This is a genomic window from Streptomyces sp. NPDC017890 (assembly GCF_044328675.1).
Classification (GTDB): Bacteria; Actinomycetota; Actinomycetes; order Streptomycetales; family Streptomycetaceae; genus Streptomyces.
In genome coordinates, this window is the sequence record NZ_JBIRHU010000005.1 from 153,127 (window position 1) to 173,596 (window position 20,470).

The following is a 20,470-nucleotide window of genomic DNA, read 5'->3' on the forward strand; positions in this document are numbered from 1 at the left end:
GCCCGCGGACCGGCCTCAGGCCGCCCGTGCCGAGGCCACCGTTTCCGCCGCGTGCATCGGCCGCCCCGCCCCCAGGTCCGTCAGGATCGCCGCCGACGCCCGCCGGCCGGAGTGCAGCGCGCCCTGGACGGTGCTGGTGTCGCGGTGGTCGCCGCACACGTACAGGCCGGCCAGCAGCCGCACCGGCCTGCGCAGGTCGTGCGGTGGGCGCATCGCGGGCACCGCCTCGGGCGTGTGGTGCACGGCGAGGGTCTCCCAGCGGGTGGTCGGGGTGCCGTAGACGCGGGACAGGTGGATGCGTACGGCGGTGTCCACGTCGGACGGGGGAGGGCCGAGGACCGTCGACGAGACGAGGGCGCGCCCGGCCGGCGCACGGGACGGGTCCACCTGGCTGACCACAGCCGTGTGGGCGACCGGGCCGCCGCGGTCCGCGTCCAGCAGCAGGGCGGCTCCGGTCGCCGGGGGTTCGTCCGTCGTGTGGTGCACCACCGTCACCGGGTGGAAGTCCGGCACCCTCAGGCCCGGCAGCAGCTCGGCCGCGGCGCGGGCGTCGGTCGCCACCAGGACGGCCCGGCAGCGGATGACGCCGTGCTCCGCCGTGGTCACCGCGTTGGTGGCGACCGAGGTGACCCGGACACCGGTGTGCACGGTGCCCGGCGGCAGCGTCCGCGCCAGCAGCTCCGGCAGCGCCTCGGCACCGCCCTCGGGCAGTCCGAGCCCTCCGCCGGCGAACGCGCGCAGCGCGAGGTCGGCGCACCGGCTGGAGGTCGTGAGGTCCGGGTCGCACAGGAGGGCGGCGAGCAGCGGACGCAGGAAGCCGTCGATCGTGCGCGCCGGCAGCCCGCGGACCGCCAGCGCATGGGCGGCGGGCAGCTCCGGGCGGGCCAGCAGCCGTTCGACCGGGGTGCTCGCGAGCCGGGTCAGCGCGGCGCCGAGCCGGGCCTGGTCGACCGCGGTGCCGAGCGGGGCGCCGGCGCGGGTGCGGGGCGCGGGTACGGGCCTGCCGGACGCGCCGGGGGCGTGGACAGGGCGCCGGGGCGCGGGCACCGACCGAGGGGCGCTCGTAAGGGCGCGCACCGCGTGGAGTGCGCCCCTTGCGCCCCGGGTGCCCACCGGGGCGCCCGCGCGGTGGTGCCGGCCCTCGCTGTGCAGCAGAACGCCGGGGGCGAAGGGCAGCAGCGCGAGGCCGGGCAGCCCGGGGGCGGGGTGCGGTCCGGGATATGCCGTGGACAGCAGGTGTCCGATTCTGTCGAGCCGGAAGCCGTCGACCTTCTCGGTCGCCATCCGGCCGCCCACGGTATGGGCCACCTCCAGGACCGTGGTCGTCACTCCTGCGCTGGTCAGCCGATGCGCCGCGGAGAGTCCGGCGATCCCGGCCCCCACGACGACGACGTCCGCCTGGTACGCGGGCTCAAGCACGTGCCCCTCCTCGAGGTTGCGCGGCCGCTGGAGACGTCATGCCCCCAACCGCCTTGAGGGATACCCGAGTTCGAGTCGAGGTTAGGTCTGGAAATGGTCAGGGGGAGTCGCGCGGAGGCAGGGCACGGTCGCACGGCGGTCGCATACGGCTGCCGTACGGACGTCATGCGACCGTCCTGCGGTCAGAAGAGGATCAAAGATGACCAAGAGGGGTCGCGGTCGAGGTGGCGGCGATCCGGCCCCGGGCTGCCCCGCGGCCCGGCCGGCCCGCCCCCGCCTCACAGCGCGCCCCCGCCTCACAGCGCGGCCCGGATCGCCCCGTCGATCTCCGGGAACGCGAAGCGGAAGCCCGAGTCCAGCAGGCGCGCCGGAAGGACCCGGGCGCTGCCCAGGACGTCACCGGCCAGCTCGCCGAGCGCGGCGCGCAGGACCGGGGCGGGCACCGCGAACGGCGTCGGGCGGTGCAGCACCCGGCCCATGGCCGCGGTGATCTCACGGTTCGTCAGCGGGTGCGGGGCGGTCAGGTTGAACGGGCCGGACAGGTCCTCGCGCTCCAGCAGGTGCCGGATCGCCGCCACCTCGTCGTGCAGCGCCACGAACGACCAGTACTGGGACCCGTCGCCCAGCCGTCCGCCGAGCCCCGCCCGGAAGAGCGGGAAGAGCCGGCCCCAGGCCCCGCCCCGGCGGGAGACGACCAGCCCGGTCCGCACGAACACCGTCCGGACGCCCGCCCGGCGGGCCGGGGCCGCGGCCGCCTCCCACTCCAGGCACACGGACGGCAGGAAGCCCTCTCCCGCGGGCGCGCTCTCGTCGACGGACCGGTCGCCGGTCTCCCCGTAGAAGCCGATCGCGCTGCCGTTCACGAAGACCCGCGGCGGCTTCTCCAGCGAAGCGACGGCCTCCGCGAGCGCCGTCGTGCCGTGCACCCGGCTGTTGCGGATGAGCGTCTTGTACGCGTCGGTCCAGCGGCGGTCGCCCACCCCGGCCCCGGCCAGGTTGACCACGGCGTCGCACCCGGCGAGCCCGGCCGCGTCCACCCGGCCGCCCTCCGGATCCCACCGGACCTCGTCCGCACCCCGCGGCGCGCGGCGGACCAGGCGCACCACCTCGTGCCCGTCGGCGGTCAGGGACCGCACCAGCGCGCCGCCGATGACACCGGACGCGCCGGCCACCGCGATGCGGGAACGTTCCCTGTCCGTACGCCCGTCGCCCGTACGCCCGTCGCCCGTAGGCTCGTCGCTCATGCGCCCGTTGTCGTCGCGTCCCTCGCTCATGCGCCCGTCGTCCATGGGCCCATCCTGCCGGGCGGCCCCGGAAAAACCCCGGACCGGCCCCCGGCCCCGCGTCGTACAGTGATCGTCATGCCAGTTCCGCACATACGACAGGCCAGGCCCGACGACGAGCGGCCGCTGCGTCGGATCGACCATGAGACCTGGTCCTACCTGCACGCCGTCTCACCCCGGCCGGAGCCGGACGACCCCTTCTTCGGTGAGGTCTCCGGCCCCGCCGACCACCTGGTGGCCGAACTCGACGGGACCGTCGTCGGCTACGTCCGTCTCGGCTTCCCCACGCCCCTGGCCTCCAACACCCACGTACGCCAGATCCGCGGTCTCGCCGTCCTGGACGCGGCGCGCGGCAACGGTGCCGGCCGCGCCCTCGTCCGGGCCGCCGTGGACGAGGCCCGCCACCAGGGCTTCCGCCGCATCACCCTGCGTGTCCTCGGCCACAACACCGCGGCCCGGGGGCTCTACGAGTCCGAGGGCTTCGTCGTCGAGGGCGTGCAGCCGGAGGAGTTCCACCTCGACGGCGGCTACGTCGACGACGTGCTGATGGGCCAGTCGCTGACCGGCTCCTGACGCTCACGACGTGACCGGCTCGCCCGTGTCCACCGCCCGGGTCGCGCCGGCCGCGCGCCGCGCCTCGTCGGCCACCTCGTCCGCCGTCAGCACGTAACCGGTCCGGGCGTCGGAGGTGGAACGGGCGAAGACCACGCCGTACACCCGGCCGTCGGTGGTCAGCAGCGGCCCGCCCGAGTTGCCGGGGCGGACCGTGGAGCGTATGGAGTAGATCTCCCGGGTGACGTTCTCGTCGCTGTAGATGTTCTGGCCCTTCGCCCGGATCCGGTTCGCCACGGTCGCCGCCCGCAGGTCCAGGTCGCCGTCCTGCGGATAGCCCGCGACCACCGCCCGATCACCGCGCTCCGCGTCGTCCTCGAACCGCAGGACCGGCGCGGTCAGGTCCGGGACGTACAGCACGGCCACGTCCTTGCCCGGGTCGAACAGCACCACCCGCGCCCCGTACGCCGGCCCCACCCCGCCGACCCGCACGGTCGGGTCGTCGATGCCGGCCACCACGTGGGCGTTGGTCATCACGTGCTCCGGCGCGTACACGAAGCCGCTGCCCTCCCGGCCCTGGGCGCCGGCGACGCCCTCGACCTTCACAGTGCTGAGCCTGGCCGCGTCGGTGGCCGCCGCCGTGACACTGTCGCCGGAGGGCTCGGCGACCTTCGCCGTCGACTCGTTCTCGAACGGGTTGAAGACCTGCGGGAAACCCGCCTCGGCCAGCGCGGACGTCGCCCCGGAGAACCACGCGGGAGTGGTGTCCGGCATGGCCCGCTGCACCGCGCCCAGCAGCGACGAGTCCCGGATCGCCGAGGTGAGCAGCGAGGACGAGGACGCCGCCAGGACGCTCGCCGCCACCCACGCCACGATCAGCGCCGCCACCGCGTTGGCCGCCGCCCCGCCGGCCCCGTCGGCCGCCCTGAGCGGCCCCGCGGCCAGCTCCCGGCGCAACCGCAGCGCCGGCCGCCCCGCCAGCTCGTGGCCCACCATCGCGGGCAGCAGCACCGTGACCACGGCGGTCACCGTCGCCGCCGTCGATCCCGGCGCCACCAGGTCCATCACCCACGGCAGGATCCACACGCCGAGCGCCGCACCGCCCACGAAGCCGGCCAGCGATACACAGCCGGCCACCAGACCGCGCCGGTAACCGGAGGCCGCGTAGGCCCCCACCACCAGCACCAGCGCGATGTCGAGCAGGTCCACGCGAACCGCCTTTCCACCGGGCCCTCAGGCCCCGGGCCACTGAGTACGTGCCGGACGGGCAGGGTGATCAGCCTCGGGTCAACCGGAAAACGTCCCGGACCGGGACGATGGTTCCGCCAGGTGGCACAGCACACGTCGCGGGCCGACCGGATCCGCCGGACAGTGGATCCATGCGTGTCTTCCGAGCACCGCGCGGGGTCCGCGAGCGGCGTGCGGTTCCCCTACCGGGCGCCGCCTCCCGCATGCCGGGAGCGGTGCGGGCGCTGCTCGGCTGTCTGCCCGGGCTGGCCGCCGTCGCCGCGCTGGCGCTGTGCGCGAGCGGTGTGGAACGGGCGGCCGCGACGCACGACGGGACGGCCGCCGCGGACCGGTACGCCGCGCCCCGGCCGCGCATCGTGTCCCGGTCACAGTGGCTGGGCGACGCCGCCCGCGCACAGCCGCCCCCGCGCTACGACGACAAGGTCCTCGCCGTCTTCGTCCACCACACGGACACGCCGAACGACTACGACTGCGCCGACGTGCCGGCCATCCTCCGCGGCGTCTACACGGGCCAGACCGGCGCCCGGGACTGGGACGACATCGGCTACAACTTCGTCGTCGACCGCTGCGGCACCATCTACGAGGGCCGCGCCGGGGGCATCGACCGCCCCGTCACCGGCGCCCACACCCAGGGCTTCAACCACCGCACCACCGGGATCGCCGCCCTCGGCACCTTCACCGACGGCGTGCCCGTGCCCGACACGCTGACCGACGCGATCGCCGCGCTGGCCGCCTGGAAGCTCGGCCGCACCGACACCGACCCGCGCGGGAGGGCCAGCCTGGTCTCCAGCAACGGCCTCAGCCGGTACGCCGCCGGCGCCACCGCCACCCTGCCGGCCGTCGCGGGCCACGACGAGGGCTACCAGACCAGCTGCCCGGGCGCGGCCCTCACCGCCCGCCTCCCGCACATCAGGGACGTGGCGGCCCGGCTCCAGGGCCGCCCGCCTGACCCGCAGGACGGGCACAGCGGTCGCGCGGGCCGCTGAGAGCCCGGCCCCCTACCGTCGGCCGCACCGGCAGACCGGAGGCGGGGACCATGAGGAACGGGCTGGGGTCAGTCCCGCCCGAACCGCTCCCACAGACGCGGGAAGCGGGCGGCGACGGCCCGGTCGTCCTCCAGGTCGACCGGAGTGCCCAGCGGCTCCGCGGGCGCGGGCGCGATGCCCAGGTCGGGTGCGACGGCGCCGGTGAGCTGCTCATAGGCCTCGTCGGCCGCGTAGCCCAGCTCCTCGCCGTCGCCGTCCAGCTCCTCGTCGAAGTCGTCCAGCAGCTCGGCGAGCGAGTCGGGCTCGTGCACCCCGCCCTCGTACACCTCGCGGCCCTGGCCGATCAGCCAGCACCGGAAGTAGTCGAAGGCGTCATCGCTCGCCCCGCCGAGCAGCACCCACGCGGCGCCCCACACGTCCCAGGTGCAGGCACGGTTGTAACGCGCCTCGAAATGGCGGGCGAAGTCGAGCACAAGGTCCGGGTCCATCTCGAGGAGCCGCTCCACGAGCAGGTCGGCCTGACCCTCGGGATCGCCGTCGGCGCCCTGCCGGGTGGCGTCGATCAGCTCCCAGAACTCCGTCTCGTCCATCACGGGTCCAGCATCGGCCCTGGACGGGTGCGACGCACGCGGAGTGCGGCGGATCGTTATGTCCCGGCCGGGTCCGCGCCGGACGTCCCGTCGCCGGACGCCCCGATACCGTACTCGCCGACGCCGGACGCCCCGTCGCCGTACAACCCGGCCAGCCGCCGCGCGTCCCGTGCGAACCGCGCCCGCAGCTCCTCGGGCGCCAGCACCTCCACCTCCGGCCCCAGCCCCCTCAGCTGGGTGTGCGCGACCTCCTCCGACTCCACGGGCAGCGTCACCGTCACCCTCCCGTCCGCGTCCGGCGCCCCGGCGGCCCGCAGCGCTTCCCGGGCGGACAGCGCGTCGACGACGTACGCCAGCCTGCGCGCACCCTCCGGCGTCAGCCGCACCACGGCCTCCACCCGCAGGATCGACCGCGCGAACTGCTCGGCCCGCTCCGTCCAGAACGCCGGCAGGTCGAAACCGTCGTCCCGTTCGAAGCGCTCCTCGCGCGCTTCCACCGCCGTGAACCGGTCGATGCGGTACACGCGGAAGGCCCCGCCGCCCGCCGCCCGCGCCACCCTCGCGCACAGGTACCAGACCCCCGCCTTCAGCACGAGCCCGTACGGCTCCAGCTCCCGCACGACCTCGTCCTCCCCGCGCCGGTAGCGCGCGGCGACGGTCCGGTCGTCCCAGACCGCGTCCGCGACGGCCGGCAGCAGCTCGGGCGTCTCCGGCTCCCGGAACCAGTTCGGCGCGTCCAGGTGGAACCGCTGCGCCGCCGTGCGGGAGGCGTCCCGGAGGGAGGGGAGCAGGGCCGCCGACACCTTCAGGCGGGCCGCCGACGCCGCGTCCTGAAGGCCCATCTCGCGCAGCGCCCCCGGCACCCCCGACAGGAACAGCGCCTCGGCCTCGCCCCGCGCCAGCCCGGTCAGCCGGGTGCGGTACCCGCCGATCAGCCGGTAGCCGCCGGCCCGCCCCCGCTCCGCGTACACCGGTACGCCCGCCTCCGACAGCGCCTGCGCGTCCCGCGTCACGGTCCGCTCCGACACCTCCAGCTCCCGGGCCAGCTCGGCGGCGGTCATGGCCGGGCGGGACTGGAGGAGCAGCACCATCTTGATGAGGCGGGCAGCACGCATGCCCACATCATGCAGGAGAACACGGAAGGCCCCCGCCGCGGCGGGGGCCTCCTCTCAGCTCGTGCCGGCCCTCACAGGCCGTAGCGCTCGCGCGCCTCCTTCACGGACGTCGCCTTGACCTCGCCGCGCCTGGCCAGCTGGGCCAGGGCCGCGACGACGATGGACTCGGCGTCGACGCCGAAGTGGCGGCGGGCGGCCTCGCGGGTGTCCGACAGGCCGAAGCCGTCGGCGCCCAGCGAGGACCAGTCCTGCTCGACCCACTGTGCGATCTGGTCCGGGACCTGGCGCATGTAGTCGGAGACCGCGAGGACCGGGCCCTCGGCGCCCTGGAGCGCCTGGCGGATGTACGGCGTCCGCTCCTCGCCGCGCAGCAGCGCCGCGTCGGCGTCCAGCGCGTCCCGGCGCAGCTCCGTCCAGGAGGTCGCGGACCACACGTCGGCGGCCACGCCCCACTCCTCGGCGAGCAGCTTCTGCGCCTTCAGCGCCCAGTGGATCGCGGTGCCGGAGCCCAGCAGCTGGATGCGCGGGGCGTTCGCGGCCGGGGTCAGGCCCGCCGACTCCGCCGTGTTGAAGCGGTACAGGCCCTTGACGATGCCCTCGTCGACGCCGGGGACGGCCGGTTTGGCCGGCTGCGGCATCGGCTCGTTGTAGACCGTCAGGTAGTAGAAGACGTCCTGGTCCTCGCCCGGGGCCGCCTCGCCGTACATCCGGCGCAGACCGTCCTTGACGATCGCCGCGACCTCGTAGGCGAAGGCCGGGTCGTACGTCAGCGCCGCCGGGTTGGTCGCCGCGATGGCGGGGGAGTGGCCGTCCGCGTGCTGGAGGCCCTCACCGGTCAGCGTGGTCCGGCCGGCCGTGGCGCCGACCAGGAAGCCGCGGCCGAGCTGGTCGCCGAGCTGCCACATCTGGTCGGCCGTGCGCTGCCAGCCGAACATCGAGTAGAAGATGTAGAACGGGATCATCGCCTCGCCGTGCGTCGCGTACGACGTCGAAGCGGCGATGAAGTCGGCCATGGAACCGGCCTCGGTGATCCCCTCGTTGAGGATCTGGCCGTTCTTGGCCTCCTTGTAGTACATCAGCTGGTCACGGTCGACCGGCTCGTACGTCTGGCCCTTGGGCGAGTAGATGCCCAGCGACGGGAACAGCGACTCCATACCGAAGGTGCGCGCCTCGTCGGGGACGATCGGCACCCAGCGCTTGCCGGTCTCCTTGTCGCGGACCAGGTCCTTGACCAGGCGGACGAAGGCCATGGTGGTGGCCACGTTCTGCGAGCCGGAGCCCTTGTCGAAGGACGCGAACGCCTTCTCGGCGGGCGCGGGAAGCGGCGCGAGGGGGTGCACGCGGCGGGCCGGGGCCGGACCGCCGAGGGCGGCGCGGCGCTCCTGGAGGTAGCGGACCTCGGGGGAGTCGGCGCCAGGGTGGCCGTAGGGGACCACGCCGTCGACGAAGGCACTGTCCGCGATCGGCAGGCCGAGCAGGTCGCGCATGTCCTTGAACTCGTCCACCGAGAGCTTCTTCATCTGGTGGTTGGCGTTCTTGGACGCGAAGCCGCGGCCGAGGGTGTGGCCCTTGACCGTCTGGGCCAGGATCACGGTCGGCGCGCCCTTGTGGGCGAGCGCGGCCTTGTACGCGGCGTAGACCTTGCGGGACTCGTGACCGCCGCGCGAGTAGTGGAAGCACTCGAGGATCTTGTCGTCGGACAGCAGCTTCGCCATCTCGGCGAGCTGCGGGTCCTTGCCGAAGAAGTCCTCGCGGATGTAGGCGGCGTCGCGCGTCTGGTACGTCTGCACCTGCGCGTCCGGTACCTCGCGCAGGCGGCGTACGAGCGCGCCGGTCGTGTCGAGCTGGAAGAGCTCGTCCCACGCCGTGCCCCACAGCGACTTCACGACGTTCCAGCCGGCGCCGCGGAACTGGGCCTCCAGCTCCTGCACGATCTTGAAGTTGGCGCGGACCGGACCGTCGAGGCGCTGCAGGTTGCAGTTGATGACGAAGGTCAGGTTGTCCAGGCCCTCGCGGGAGGCGAGGGTGAGCGCGGTGGTGGACTCCGGCTCGTCCATCTCGCCGTCGCCGAGGAACGCCCACACGTGGGAGTCGCTCAGGTCCTTGATGCCGCGGCTGGTCAGGTAGCGGTTGAACCGCGCCTGGTAGATCGCGGAGATCGGGCCGAGGCCCATCGAGACGGTGGGGAACTCCCACAGCCAGGGCAGGCGCCGCGGGTGCGGGTAGGACGGCAGGCCGTTGCCGCCGGCCTCGCGGCGGAAGTTGTCCAGCTGCTCCTCGTTCAGGCGGCCGTCGAGGAAGGCGCGGGCGTAGATGCCGGGGGAGGCGTGGCCCTGGACGTAGAGCTGGTCGCCGGAGCCGTCACCCTCCTTGCCCTTGAAGAAGTGGTTGAAGCCGGTCTCGTACAGCCAGGCCGCGGAGGCGAAGGTGGCGATGTGGCCGCCGACGCCGTACTTGCTGCCGCGGGTCACCATCGCCGCCGCGTTCCAGCGGTTCCAGGCGGTGATCCGCTGCTCCAACGCCTCGTCGCCGTCCACGACGGGCTCGTCGGCGGTCGGGATGGAGTTGACGTAGTCCGTCTCGAGGAGCTTCGGCAGTGCGATGCCGGCGCCCTCGGCGCGCTCCAGTGTGCGGCGCATCAGATATGCGGCACGGTGCGGCCCGGCCGCCTTGGTGACGGCGTCCAGGGAGGCCCGCCACTCGGCGGTCTCCTCGGGGTCGCGGTCCGGGAGCTGGTCGAGCTCGCTCGGCTGGATGGCTTTGGGGTCGGTCATGTCGCCGCCTTCCTCAGTCGAAGGGGGTTCCCTCATCGTCAAGGGTTCGGGGGTGCCCTAGGTCTTTGGCAGGACAGGGCGTGAGGCTTGGGTGGAAGCCCGTCGGTGACTGTAACTCGCTGATCGATGATCGATCAAAGGGTTGAGGGGCAAAACCTCTCGATACCGAGAAAGTCGGCACGGGGTGCCTCTGGCGGTGGCACGGGGTGACGGTCCAGTCGGAGGGATTCGTGCAGGTGAGAGGGGTGGGCGCGGATGAGCCAGCGGGGTTCGGCCGGCGGGCGTCTACGGGTGAGCCCTGGCTGGTCGCGCAGTTCCCCGCGCCACTGACGGGCTGTGTCCGTCCCAGGGGCGCAGCCCCGCAGCCCCCGGGACGGGAAGGGGCGGCGGGGGCGAGGAGACTCAGGCGCGGGGGGCGCACCCCAGGACGTGGGCCTTGACGATCTCCGGGATACGCGGGTCCCGGCGACGGAACGCCGCCACCAGCTCCTCGTGCTCCTCCGCGTACGACTGCTGCACCGTGCCCAGCCACCGTATCGACAGCGCCGTGAACACCTCGATGCCCAACCCCTCCCAGGTGTGGAGCAGCACCGAGTTGCCGGCCGCCCGCACCAGCTCCCGGTGGAAGCCCACCGTGTGCCGCACCTGGGCCGTGCCGTCGGACTCCCGGTCGGCCTCGTACAGCGCGGCGACGTGCGGCTCCAGGGCCGAGCAGTCCTCGGCGAGCCGGTCCGCCGCCAGCTCCGCGGCGATCGCCTCCAGACCGGCCCGGACCGGGTAGCTCTCCTCCAGGTCGGCGGCGGTCAGGTTGCGCACCCGCACGCCCTTGTTCGGCGCCGACTCGATCAGCCGCAGCGACTCCAGCTCCCGCAGCGCCTCCCGTACCGGGGTCTGGCTGACCTCCAGCTCGGTGGCGATCCGTCGCTCCACGATCCGCTCGCCCGGCTGCCAGCGTCCGCTGATGATCCCTTCCAGGATGTGCTCGCGGATCTGTTCGCGCAGCGAGTGGACGACGGGCGCGGTCATGAGAGCTCCTTCGGGAGGGGCAAGGATTTTATACAGCGGCCCGAAGGGCCTCGTTGCGGGGCGGTGGTGGGGCGGCGGCGGGACCCCTGGGGCGACTGACGTGGAGAAACAATACGGCCGTCACCGCGAGCCGGAAGGGCGTACGGGGGCGCTTTCACGCAGGTGAGACGAGACTTACACGACGCATACCGGCCGGAACACGAAGGTGCCCCCGCCCGGAGAGCTCCGGGCGGGGGCACCGTACAGGCCCACTGGCAGGGGGATTACAGGCCGAGCTCGACCTCGAACTCGCCCGCCTCCAGGATCGCCTTGACCGCCGTCAGGTAACGGGCGGCGTCGGCGCCGTCCACCAGACGGTGGTCGTAGGACAGGGTCAGGTACGTCATGTCGCGGACGCCGATGACCGTGCCCTCCTCCGTCTCGATGACGGCCGGGCGCTTGACCGTGGCGCCGATGCCGAGGATGGCGACCTGGCCCGGCGGCACGATGATCGTGTCGAACAGCGCGCCGCGCGAACCGGTGTTGCTGATGGTGAAGGTCGCGCCCGCCAGCTCGTCCGGGCTGATCTTGCTGGCCCGGACCTTGCCCGCCAGGTCGGCGGTCGCCTTGGCGATGCCGGCCAGGTTGAGGTCACCGGCGTTCTTGATGACCGGGGTCATCAGGCCCTTCTCGGAGTCCACCGCGATACCGATGTTCTCGGTGTCGAAGTAGGTGATGGTCCCCTCGGCCTCGTTGATCTTGGCGTTGACCGGCGCGTGCGCCTTCAGCGCCTGGGCCGCGGCCTTCACGAAGAACGGCATCGGCGAGAGCTTGACGCCCTCACGCGCCGCGAACGCGTCCTTGGCGCGGGCGCGCAGCTTCATCAGGCGGGTGACGTCGACCTCGACGACCGACGACAGCTGGGCCTGCTCGTGCAGCGCCTTGACCATGTTGTCGCCGATGACCTTGCGGATGCGGGGCATCTTGACGGTCTGGCCGCGCAGCGGGGAGGCCTCCAGGACGGGGGCCTTCTTCGCGGCGGCGGCCGGGGCGGCAGCGGCGGCCGGAGCCGGAGCGGCGGCCGCCTTGGCGGCCTCGGCGGCGGCGGTGACGTCCTGCTTGCGGATACGGCCGCCGACGCCGGTGCCCTTGACGGTGGACAGGTCGACGCCGTTCTCGGCGGCGAGCTTGCGCACCAGCGGGGTGACGTACGCGCCGTCGTCCACCGGCTGGGCGGCGGCCGGGGCGGCCGGAGCGGCAGCCGGGGCCGGCGCGGGCGCCGGGGCGGACGGGACGGGCGCGGGCGCCGGGGTGGTCTGCTGCTGCGGGGCGGGAGCCGAGGGCGCCTGCGGGGCCGGAGCGGCAGGGGCGGCCTGCGCCGGAGCCGGGGTGGGCTCGGGCTGGGCCGGGGCCGCGGGGGCGGCCGGAGCGGCGGCGGGCGCGGCACCGGCGGCGCCGATGACGGCCAGCTTGGCGCCGACCTCCGCGGTCTCGTCCTCGCCGACCACGATCTCCAGCAGGGTGCCGGAGGCGGGGGCCGGGATCTCGGTGTCGACCTTGTCGGTCGAGACCTCGAGCAGCGGCTCGTCGGCCTCGACGCTGTCGCCGACCGACTTCAGCCAGCGGGTGACGGTGCCCTCGGTGACGGACTCGCCGAGCGCGGGCAGGACCACGTCCGTGCCCTCGGCGGAGCCGCCGCCGGTGGAGGCCTCGGCGGTCGGAGCGGGCGCCGGGGCGGCCTGCTCGGTGGACGGGGCGGCCGGGGCGGGCTCGGGGGCCGGCTCGGCGACCTGCTGGGCCTGCGGGGCGGCCTCGGCCGCCGGTGCGCCGGAGCCGTCGTCGATCAGCGCCAGCTCGGCGCCGACCTCGACGGTCTCGTCCTCGGCGACCTTGATGGAGGACAGCACGCCGGAGGCGGGGGCCGGGATCTCGGTGTCGACCTTGTCGGTCGAGACCTCGAGCAACGGCTCGTCGGCCTCGACGCGCTCACCCTCGGCCTTCAGCCAACGGGTGACGGTGCCCTCGGTGACGCTCTCGCCGAGCGCCGGAAGGGTTACGGAAACCGCCATGGTTTCGGTTGCTCCTTACGAAATTGCGGAAGTCTGTGTCGTCGCGCCCAGTGACCGAGGGAGGTCAGTCGTGGGAGTGCAGGGGCTTGCCGGCCAGCGCCAGGTGGGCCTCGCCCATCGCCTCGTTCTGCGTGGGGTGGGCGTGGACGAGCTGGGCCACCTCGGCCGGCAGCGCCTCCCAGTTGTAGATCAGCTGGGCTTCGCCGACCTGCTCGCCCATGCGGTCGCCGACCATGTGGACGCCGACCACGGCACCGTCCTTGACCTGCACGAGCTTGATCTCGCCCGCGGTCTTCAGGATCTTGCTCTTGCCGTTGCCCGCCAGGTTGTACTTCAGGGCGACGACCTTGTCCGCACCGTAGATCTCCTTGGCCTTGGCCTCGGTGATGCCGACGGAGGCGACCTCCGGGTGGCAGTACGTCACCCGCGGCACGCCGTCGTAGTCGACCGGGACGGTCTTCAGGCCGGCGAGCCGCTCCGCGACCAGCATGCCCTCGGCGAAGCCGACGTGCGCGAGCTGGAGGGTGGGGACGAGGTCACCGACGGCGGAGACGGTCGGGACGTTGGTCCGCATGTACTCGTCGACCAGGACGTAGCCGCGGTCCATGGCGACCCCGGCCTCCTCGTAGCCCAGGCCCTGCGAGACCGGGCCGCGGCCGATGGCGACGAGCAGGACCTCGGCCTCGAACTCCTTGCCGTCGGCGAGGGTGACCTTGACGCCGTCCTGGGTGTACTCGGCCTTCTGGAAGAAGGTGCCCAGGTTGAACTTGATGCCCCGCTTGCGGAAGGCACGCTCCAGCAGCTTGGAGCTGTTCTCGTCCTCGACCGGCACGAGGTGCTTGAGGCCCTCGATGATCGTGACGTCGGTGCCGAAGGACTTCCACGCGGAGGCGAACTCGACGCCGATGACGCCGCCGCCCAGGACGATCGCGGACTTCGGCACGCGGTCGAGCGTGAGGGCGTGGTCGGACGAGATGATCCGGTTGCCGTCGATCTCCAGGCCCGGCAGCGACTTCGGCACGGAGCCGGTCGCCAGCAGGACGTGGCGGCCCTGGACGCGCTGACCGTTCACATCGACGGAGGTCGGCGAGGACAGCCGGCCCTCACCCTCGATGTAGGTCACCTTGCGGGAGGCGATGAGACCCTGCAGGCCCTTGTACAGGCCCGAGATCACGTCGTCCTTGTACTTGTGGACGGCCGCCATGTCGATGCCCTCGAAGGTGGCCTTCACACCGAACTGCTCGCTCTCGCGGGCCTGGTCGGCGATCTCGCCCGCGTGCAGCAGGGCCTTGGTGGGGATGCAGCCGTTGTGCAGGCAGGTGCCGCCGACCTTGCCCTTCTCGATCAGGGCGACGTCCAGGCCCAGCTGCGCCCCGCGCAGGGCCGCGGCGTAACCACCGCTGCCACCGCCGAGGATCACTAGGTCGAAAACGGTGCTGGCGTCGTTCGCCACGTCACGTCCTCCATGCATGTGCGCCACGCCGGTCTCCAGTGACCGGTCGGCGGCTGGTGTCCGGCCGCTCATTGTTCTCGGCCCTTGGGTGGGCCCTGTCCTGCCGAGCCCCATCTTCGCACTTGTAGGGGGCCGACGAGACGTGGGGCCGGTGTGTGACACGTCCCACGTTCTGTCGCGGCACGGGACGAGCGACGTCCTCGAGGGGCGCGGGGAACGGCGCGACAAGCCGCAAAGGGCCCGTAGACGCCGAATCACCCGCACCCCCGGCCCGTCAGGCGTCCCTAGCCCAGGTCACCCGCAGCCGTCAGCTCGGCGACCCGCACCAGCGTCCGCACGGCCGTCCCCGTCCCGCCCTTCGGCGTGTACCCGAACGGCCCGCCCTCGTTGAAGGCCGGACCCGCGATGTCCAGGTGCGCCCAGGTGATGCCCTCGCCGACGAACTCGCGCAGGAACAGGCCGGCCACCAGACCGCCGCCCATCCGCTCGCCCATGTTCGCGATGTCGGCGGTCGCCGAGTCCATCCCCTTGCGCAGGTGCTCCGGCAGCGGCATCGGCCACGCCGGCTCGCCGACCTCCTCCGCCGCCTCGTGCACGGTGGCACGGAACGCGTCGTCGTTCGCCATGACCCCGTACGTCCGGTTGCCCAGCGCCAGCATCATGGCTCCGGTCAGGGTCGCCACGTCGATGATCGCGTCCGGCTTCTCCTGCGAGGCCGCCCACAGCGCGTCGGCGAGCACGAGCCGGCCCTCGGCGTCGGTGTTGAGCACCTCCACCGTCTTGCCGCTGTACATGCGCAGCACGTCACCCGGGCGGGTCGCGGAGCCCGACGGCATGTTCTCGGCCAGCGCCAGCCAGCCGGTCACGTTGACCTCCAGGCCGAGGCGCGCGGCGGCGACGACCGCGGCGAACACGGCGGCGGCACCGGCCATGTCGCACTTCATCGTCTCGTTGTGCCCGGCCGGCTTCAGCGAGATGCCGCCCGAGTCGTAGGTGATGCCCTTGCCGACGAAGGCGAGGGACTTCGTCGCCTTCGACGACGTGTACGACAGCTTCACCAGGCGCGGGCCCGACGCCGAGCCGGCGCCGACGCCGAGGATGCCGCCGTAGCCGCCCTTGGTGAGCGCCTTCTCGTCGAGCACCTGCACCTTGATGCCGTGCTCCTTGGCGGCGGCCTGCGCCACGGCCGCGAACGCCTCGGGGTTCAGGTCGTTCGGCGGGGTGTTGACCAGGTCGCGGGCGCGGTTCAGCTCCTCGCAGACGGCCGCGGCACGCTCGATCGCCGCCTTGTACGCCTTGTCGCGGGGCTTGCCGCCGAGCAGCGCGGCCTCGGCCAGCGGGGCCTTGCCGTTCTTCGCCTTCGTGTCCTTGCCGGACTCCTTGTAGGCCTCGAAGGCGTACGCGCCGAGCAGCACGCCCTCACCGACGGCGCCGGCGTCGGCGGCCTCGGTGAGCGGGAGGGCGAAGGCGGCCTTCTTGACGCCGGCCAGGGCACGGGCGGCCACGCCGGCGGCCCTGCGCAGCGCCTCGGCGTCGAAGCCGGCGTCCTTCTCGGGCTGGGCGCCGAGGCCCACCGCCACCACGAGGGGCGCCTTGAAGCCGGACGGCGCGGGCAGCTTCGTCACCTCGCCCTCGGCGCCGGTGGCACCGAGGGTCTCCAGGACGCCGGCGAGCCGGCCGTCGTACGCCTCGTCCACGGCCTCGGCGCCCGGCGCGACGACCAGGCCCTGGGACTTGGCCGCCGCGTTCTTGGCGACACCGATCACGATCGCGTCGGCCCGCAGGCCGGGCGCCGCGGCGGTGGAGAGAGTGAGAGCAGTCACGGTGGTGGATTCTCGCTTCCGTATGAAGTCTTGGATGGCCGAATGCGGGTGGGTCGACCGGGCCCGACAACCGACCCTGGGTCCCTCCTGCGATGCGGTCCTCGCCCGGGCGGGCGAACACCCGGCACGAGCCTACGCTCGCGCCCGTGTCCGCTCTCTGTCGCCCGGCCGCGTTCTCCCCCGAGGGGGCCGCGGTCTCCCGCGCGGCCCCCGCGATGGGAGATCATTCCTGGGGTACGCCACCGCGCCACCCACCCCCTGGAGCACGTTCCGTGAGACGCCCGGTCCTGTCGATAGCCCTTCTGCTGCTGCTCACGGGCTGCACGTCGTCCCCCGACGACAAGCCGGAAGCGGGCGACCACTGGCAGCCCCGGCCCGGCACCGCCTGGCAGTGGCAGCTCAGCGGAAAGCTCGACACCTCCGTCGACGTGCCGGTCTACGACATCGACGGCTTCGACCACACGAAGGCGACGGTCGCCGCACTGCACGACGACGGCCGCAAGGTCATCTGCTACCTGTCCACCGGCGCCTGGGAGGACTTCCGTCCCGACGCCGGGAAGTTCCCCAAGTCGGTGCTGGGCAAGGGCAACGGCTGGGAGGGCGAGCGCTGGCTGGACATCCGGGAGACGGACGTCCTGGAGCCGCTGATGGCCGAGCGCATCGACATGTGCCGCGAGAAGGGCTTCGACGCCGTCGAGCCGGACAACATGGACGGCTACAGGAACGAGACCGGCTTCCCGCTCACCGCGGACGACCAGCTCCGCTACAACCGGCTGATCGCGGAACTCGCCCACGACCGCGGCATGGCCGTCGGCCTGAAGAACGACCTGGACCAGATCCCGGAACTGGTCGACGACTTCGACTTCGCGGTCAACGAACAGTGCGCCCAGTACGGCGAGTGCGCCGACAACCAGCCGTTCATCGACGCGGACAAGGCGGTCTTCCACGTCGAGTACGAGCTGCCGGCCGACCGCTTCTGCGCCGACTCCCGTGAGCTGCGGCTGAGTTCGATGCTGAAGAAGTACGAACTGGGAGCGTGGCGCGAGGCCTGCTGAGCCCGGGACTCAGCCGAGGACCAGAACCACGAGGGCGGTGGTGGCAGCCGTCTCCGCGACCCCGCCGAAGACGTCACCGGTGACCCCGCCGAAGCGGCGGACGCAGTGCCGCAGCAGCAGTTCGGCGACGGCGACGGCGCACAGCACGGAGAGCGCCGCACGGACCGCGTCGTACGGCCCGGAACCGGCGCCGGCCGCGGCCGCGGCCGCCGTGACGGCGGCGGTGACGGCCAGTGCGCCACCCGCCGGCACCACTGCGGCGACCGCCGCCCCCAGTCCCTCCGGGCGGGCTGCGGGCACCCCGGCCCGGGCGGCGAGCGTGAGGGCCAGCCGGGCGGCGGTCGCCGAGACCACGGCGGCGAGCGCGCCCCGCGCCCAGGAGCCGTCGTAGGCCTGGGCCAGCGCGGCCACCTGGGCGAGCAGTACGAACACGAGGGCGAGCACGCCGAACGGCCCGATGTCCGACTGCTTCATGATCCGCAGCGCGTCCTCGGCGGGCTTCCCGCTGCCGAGTCCGTCCGCGGTGTCGGCCAGCCCGTCCAGGTGCAGCCCGCGGGTGAGCACGGCGGGTACGGCGGCCGTGGCGACCGCGGCGAGCAGGCTCCCCGCGCCCAGGGACAGCAGCAGGAGCCCGGCGGCCGCGGCGGCGGCGCCGACGGCCAGCCCGGCCAGCGGCGCGCACAGCATGCCGCCGCGCGCCGCATCCCGGTCCCAGCGGGTCACCCTGACCGGGAACACGGTGAGGGTGCCGAACGCGAAACGGAGGCCGTCGGGCAAGGGGGTCCTGAGCACCGGCGCAGACTACCCGGCGGTCACCGGGGCGTTCACGGGCGGCGGGGATAAAGTTCGCACATGGGAGATTGGTGGCAGCGCAACATCATGGAACCGGGCAAGCTGCCGCTGCTCCTCGCCCTGGCGGCCTTCGTCCTGACGTTCGTGATCACCCGGGTCGTCACCCGGCTCATCCGGGCCGGCAAGGGCCCCTTCGGCAACGTCGAGGCCGGCGGGGTGCACGTCCACCACGTCGTCCCGGGGATCGTCCTCACCGTCGTCGGCGGCTTCGGCGCGGTCGCGGGGGGCCGGCACGGCTTCGGCTCCGCCCTCGCGGCGGTGGTCTTCGGTATCGGGGCGGGGCTCGTACTGGACGAGTTCGCGCTGATCCTCCACCTCGACGACGTCTACTGGACCGAGGCGGGCCGCAAGAGCGTGGAGGTCGTGGTGGTCACCGCGGCCCTGGTCGGCCTGGTGCTCGCCGGGTTCACGCCGTTCGGCGTCGACGGCCTGTCCGAGGACGAGATGCAGGGCCGTGCCAACGTCGTCGCGACCGTCGCCGGGAACTTCTTCTTCTCGCTCCTCGCCCTGGCCAAGGGCAAGGCCCGCCTCGCGGTCTTCGGGGTGATCGTCCCCCTCGTCGCCCTGATCGGCGCGATCCGCCTGGCCCGCCCCGGCTCGCTCTGGGCCCGCCGCTGCTACGGCCGCCGCCCGCGCGCCCGCGCCAAGTCCCGCCTGCGCGCCTACCGCCACGACCGCCGCTGGTCCGGCCCGCGCCGGGCCCTTCAGGACTGGATCGGCGGCCGCCCGGACCCGGCCCCGAAACATCACTGACCCGAATCCCACCGCCCGAGCCACGGGCAACCGTGTCCGCGCGACTGCGGGCAGCCGTGCCTCCCCCAGTGCCTGAACGGCTGGGAGGTACCCCCGGGGTGGCACGGGTGGGCGGTGGGGGCCCCGCTCATGGGGGTAGCGCTCACGGGGGTCCCCCGCTCGAGCGAAGTCGAGCGGGGGGAGGCACCGAGAGAGCGGGGGGAGACGCCGAGAGAGCGGGGGGAGACGCCGAGAGTGGGGGAGACACCCCGCCGACGCCGGGCCGCGTCACCCGCCCCCCGTCCGCACCCACCCGGATGCCTGGTCACACCCCGGCGTCGTCGCCCGCGTCCGCGCCCTCGGCGCCTTCGTCCTCGCCCCCGTCCGAAACCTCCGGCAGCTCCGCCGCCAACGCCGCGGCGGCCTGCACCAGCGGCAGCGCGAGCAGACCCCCCGCGCCCTCACCCACCGTCACGCCCTGGGACAGCAGCGGCTCCAGCGCCATCCGGTCCAGCGCCTTGGCCTGGCCCGGCTCCCCGCTGTCGTGGGCGGCCAGCCACCAGTCCGGTGCCCGGAAGGCGACCCGCTGCCCGACCAGCGCGCACGCGGCCGTCACGACGCCGTCCAGGATCACCGGCACCTTCCGCACCGCGCTCTGCAGCAGGAAGCCCGTCATCGCGGCGAGGTCGGCGCCGCCCACCGTCGCGAGCAGCTGCAACTGGTCGCCGAGCACCGGCCGGGCCCGGCGCAGCGCGTCGCGGATCGCCGCGCACTTGCGCATCCAGGCCAGGTCGTCGATGGCCAGCCCGCCCCGCCCGGTGACGACCGAGGCGTCCGTCCCGCACAGCGCGGCGACCAGTACGCCCGCCGCCGTGGTGCCGCCCACGCTCACGTCGCCGAGCACCACGAGGTCCGTGCCGGAGTCGGCCTCCTCGTCGGCCACCGCCATCCCGGCCCGGAAGGCGGCCTCCGCCTCCTGGAGGGTCAGCGCGTCCTCGATGTCGATGCGCCCGCCGCCGCGCCGAACCCGGTGCCCCGCGACCTCCGCCGGCAGCGTCTCGGGGTCGCAGTCCAGGGCCATGTCGACGACCCGCACCGGCACGCCGAGGCGCCGGGCGAGCACGGACACCGGCCGGCCGCCCTCCAGTACCTCGCGCACCAGCTCACCGGCACCGCCCGCGGGCCGCGACGAGACGCCCAGCTCGGCGATCCCGTGGTCGCCGGCGAAGAGCACCACCCGAGGCCGCTCGACCGGCCGCACCGGTACGGCGGACTGCGCCGCGGCCAGCCACTCGCCCAGTTCGTCCAGGCGGCCCAGCGATCCGGGCGGGACGACCTGACGCTCCCGGCGCGCCTCGGCGTCGCGGCGCACCCCGCCGTCGGGGCGCTCGATCAGATCGGTGAAGTCGTCGAGATTCAGCGAGCTCATTCGCCGAACAGTACCGGCCCCGGTCGAACGCGACGGCGGACCGGTGCGCACCGCGCCCACGCTGCGTCGTTGCGCCCCGGATCGC

General features: G+C 73.6%; 16 protein-coding genes. 4 read left to right on the top strand and 12 right to left on the bottom strand.

From position 1 onward, the window contains the following. Positions 1–15 precede the first annotated feature (15 nt). Both ACH4F2_RS08710 and ACH4F2_RS08715 read right to left on the bottom strand, forming a co-directional pair. Positions 16–1,419, bottom strand: coding sequence for an NAD(P)/FAD-dependent oxidoreductase (locus ACH4F2_RS08710; protein ID WP_398131972.1), 1,404 nt, complete (start codon positions 1,417–1,419; stop codon positions 16–18). A 296-nt stretch (positions 1,420–1,715) separates the two neighbouring features. Further along, entirely contained in the window at positions 1,716–2,663 is a 948-nt protein-coding gene (locus ACH4F2_RS08715; RefSeq protein WP_398132098.1) for a TIGR01777 family oxidoreductase, read from the bottom strand. 117 nt (positions 2,664–2,780) lie between these two features. Between ACH4F2_RS08715 and ACH4F2_RS08720 the strand changes: the two genes are divergently transcribed. Then, a complete protein-coding gene (locus ACH4F2_RS08720) occupies positions 2,781–3,275 on the top strand; it encodes a GNAT family N-acetyltransferase (RefSeq protein WP_398131973.1) in 495 nt (164 codons plus the stop codon). Between the two features lie 3 nt (positions 3,276–3,278). On the opposite strand, the gene ACH4F2_RS08725 is transcribed toward ACH4F2_RS08720, so the two are convergent. Next, a complete protein-coding gene (locus tag ACH4F2_RS08725; protein WP_398131974.1) occupies positions 3,279–4,463 on the bottom strand; it encodes a MarP family serine protease in 1,185 nt (394 codons plus the stop codon). A gap of 107 nt (positions 4,464–4,570) precedes the next feature. Between ACH4F2_RS08725 and ACH4F2_RS08730 the strand changes: the two genes are divergently transcribed. Continuing rightward, positions 4,571–5,488, top strand: a complete 918-nt coding sequence (locus ACH4F2_RS08730; protein ID WP_398131975.1) for a peptidoglycan recognition protein — start codon at positions 4,571–4,573, stop codon at positions 5,486–5,488. A gap of 68 nt (positions 5,489–5,556) precedes the next feature. Here ACH4F2_RS08730 and ACH4F2_RS08735 read toward each other — a convergent pair whose 3' ends face one another. The 7 genes from ACH4F2_RS08735 to ACH4F2_RS08765 all read right to left on the bottom strand — a co-directional run bounded on the left by ACH4F2_RS08735 (position 5,557) and on the right by ACH4F2_RS08765 (position 16,317). Next, the gene (locus ACH4F2_RS08735; RefSeq protein WP_398132099.1) at positions 5,557–6,078 is read right to left on the bottom strand and encodes a DUF4240 domain-containing protein; all 522 of its coding nucleotides are present in this window, start codon (positions 6,076–6,078) and stop codon (positions 5,557–5,559) included. Positions 6,079–6,134: 56 nt separating this feature from the next. Then, positions 6,135–7,193, bottom strand: a complete 1,059-nt coding sequence (locus ACH4F2_RS08740) for a helix-turn-helix transcriptional regulator (RefSeq protein WP_398131976.1) — start codon at positions 7,191–7,193, stop codon at positions 6,135–6,137. 71 nt (positions 7,194–7,264) lie between these two features. Then, complete coding sequence (gene aceE / locus ACH4F2_RS08745; RefSeq protein WP_398131977.1) at positions 7,265–9,967, bottom strand: pyruvate dehydrogenase (acetyl-transferring), homodimeric type; 2,703 nt, start codon at positions 9,965–9,967, stop codon at positions 7,265–7,267. Between the two features lie 402 nt (positions 9,968–10,369). Continuing rightward, on the bottom strand, positions 10,370–10,993 hold the full coding sequence (locus ACH4F2_RS08750) for a GntR family transcriptional regulator (protein WP_398131978.1): 624 nt from the start codon (positions 10,991–10,993) through the stop codon (positions 10,370–10,372). A 263-nt stretch (positions 10,994–11,256) separates the two neighbouring features. Next, complete coding sequence (sucB, locus tag ACH4F2_RS08755; RefSeq protein WP_398131979.1) at positions 11,257–13,041, bottom strand: 2-oxoglutarate dehydrogenase, E2 component, dihydrolipoamide succinyltransferase; 1,785 nt, start codon at positions 13,039–13,041, stop codon at positions 11,257–11,259. Between the two features lie 64 nt (positions 13,042–13,105). Continuing rightward, positions 13,106–14,494, bottom strand: coding sequence for a dihydrolipoyl dehydrogenase (gene lpdA, locus ACH4F2_RS08760; RefSeq protein ID WP_398131980.1), 1,389 nt, complete (start codon positions 14,492–14,494; stop codon positions 13,106–13,108). A gap of 284 nt (positions 14,495–14,778) precedes the next feature. Next, positions 14,779–16,317 (bottom strand): leucyl aminopeptidase, encoded by a 1,539-nt coding sequence (locus tag ACH4F2_RS08765; protein WP_398131981.1) that lies wholly within the window; start codon positions 16,315–16,317, stop codon positions 14,779–14,781. 272 nt (positions 16,318–16,589) lie between these two features. Here ACH4F2_RS08765 and ACH4F2_RS08770 point away from each other — a divergent pair, with 272 nt between their 5' ends. After that, complete coding sequence (locus ACH4F2_RS08770) at positions 16,590–17,372, top strand: endo alpha-1,4 polygalactosaminidase (protein ID WP_398131982.1); 783 nt, start codon at positions 16,590–16,592, stop codon at positions 17,370–17,372. Between the two features lie 9 nt (positions 17,373–17,381). Here ACH4F2_RS08770 and ACH4F2_RS08775 read toward each other — a convergent pair whose 3' ends face one another. Next, a complete protein-coding gene (locus ACH4F2_RS08775) occupies positions 17,382–18,164 on the bottom strand; it encodes an adenosylcobinamide-GDP ribazoletransferase (protein WP_398131983.1) in 783 nt (260 codons plus the stop codon). A gap of 60 nt (positions 18,165–18,224) precedes the next feature. On the opposite strand from ACH4F2_RS08775, the gene ACH4F2_RS08780 reads away from it, so the two are divergent. Beyond that, positions 18,225–18,977, top strand: a complete 753-nt coding sequence (locus ACH4F2_RS08780) for a hypothetical protein (RefSeq protein WP_398131984.1) — start codon at positions 18,225–18,227, stop codon at positions 18,975–18,977. A 304-nt stretch (positions 18,978–19,281) separates the two neighbouring features. Here the strand turns inward: ACH4F2_RS08780 and cobT are convergent, their stop codons facing one another. Beyond that, the gene (gene cobT / locus ACH4F2_RS08785) at positions 19,282–20,385 is read right to left on the bottom strand and encodes a nicotinate-nucleotide--dimethylbenzimidazole phosphoribosyltransferase (protein ID WP_398131985.1); all 1,104 of its coding nucleotides are present in this window, start codon (positions 20,383–20,385) and stop codon (positions 19,282–19,284) included. Between the last annotated feature and the right edge of the window lie 85 nt (positions 20,386–20,470).

Coding starts and splice junctions, on each gene's coding strand:
- ACH4F2_RS08715 (WP_398132098.1), bottom strand. CDS start 2,663: ATGAGCGACGAGCCTACGGGCGACGGGCGTACGGGCGACGGGCGTACG.
- ACH4F2_RS08720 (WP_398131973.1), top strand. CDS start 2,781: ATGCCAGTTCCGCACATACGACAGGCCAGGCCCGACGACGAGCGGCCG.
- ACH4F2_RS08730 (WP_398131975.1), top strand. CDS start 4,571: ATGGTTCCGCCAGGTGGCACAGCACACGTCGCGGGCCGACCGGATCCG.
- ACH4F2_RS08735 (WP_398132099.1), bottom strand. CDS start 6,078: ATGGACGAGACGGAGTTCTGGGAGCTGATCGACGCCACCCGGCAGGGC.
- ACH4F2_RS08740 (WP_398131976.1), bottom strand. CDS start 7,193: ATGCGTGCTGCCCGCCTCATCAAGATGGTGCTGCTCCTCCAGTCCCGC.
- aceE (WP_398131977.1), bottom strand. CDS start 9,967: ATGACCGACCCCAAAGCCATCCAGCCGAGCGAGCTCGACCAGCTCCCG.
- ACH4F2_RS08750 (WP_398131978.1), bottom strand. CDS start 10,993: ATGACCGCGCCCGTCGTCCACTCGCTGCGCGAACAGATCCGCGAGCAC.
- sucB (WP_398131979.1), bottom strand. CDS start 13,041: ATGGCGGTTTCCGTAACCCTTCCGGCGCTCGGCGAGAGCGTCACCGAG.
- ACH4F2_RS08780 (WP_398131984.1), top strand. CDS start 18,225: ATGGGAGATTGGTGGCAGCGCAACATCATGGAACCGGGCAAGCTGCCG.
- cobT (WP_398131985.1), bottom strand. CDS start 20,385: ATGAGCTCGCTGAATCTCGACGACTTCACCGATCTGATCGAGCGCCCC.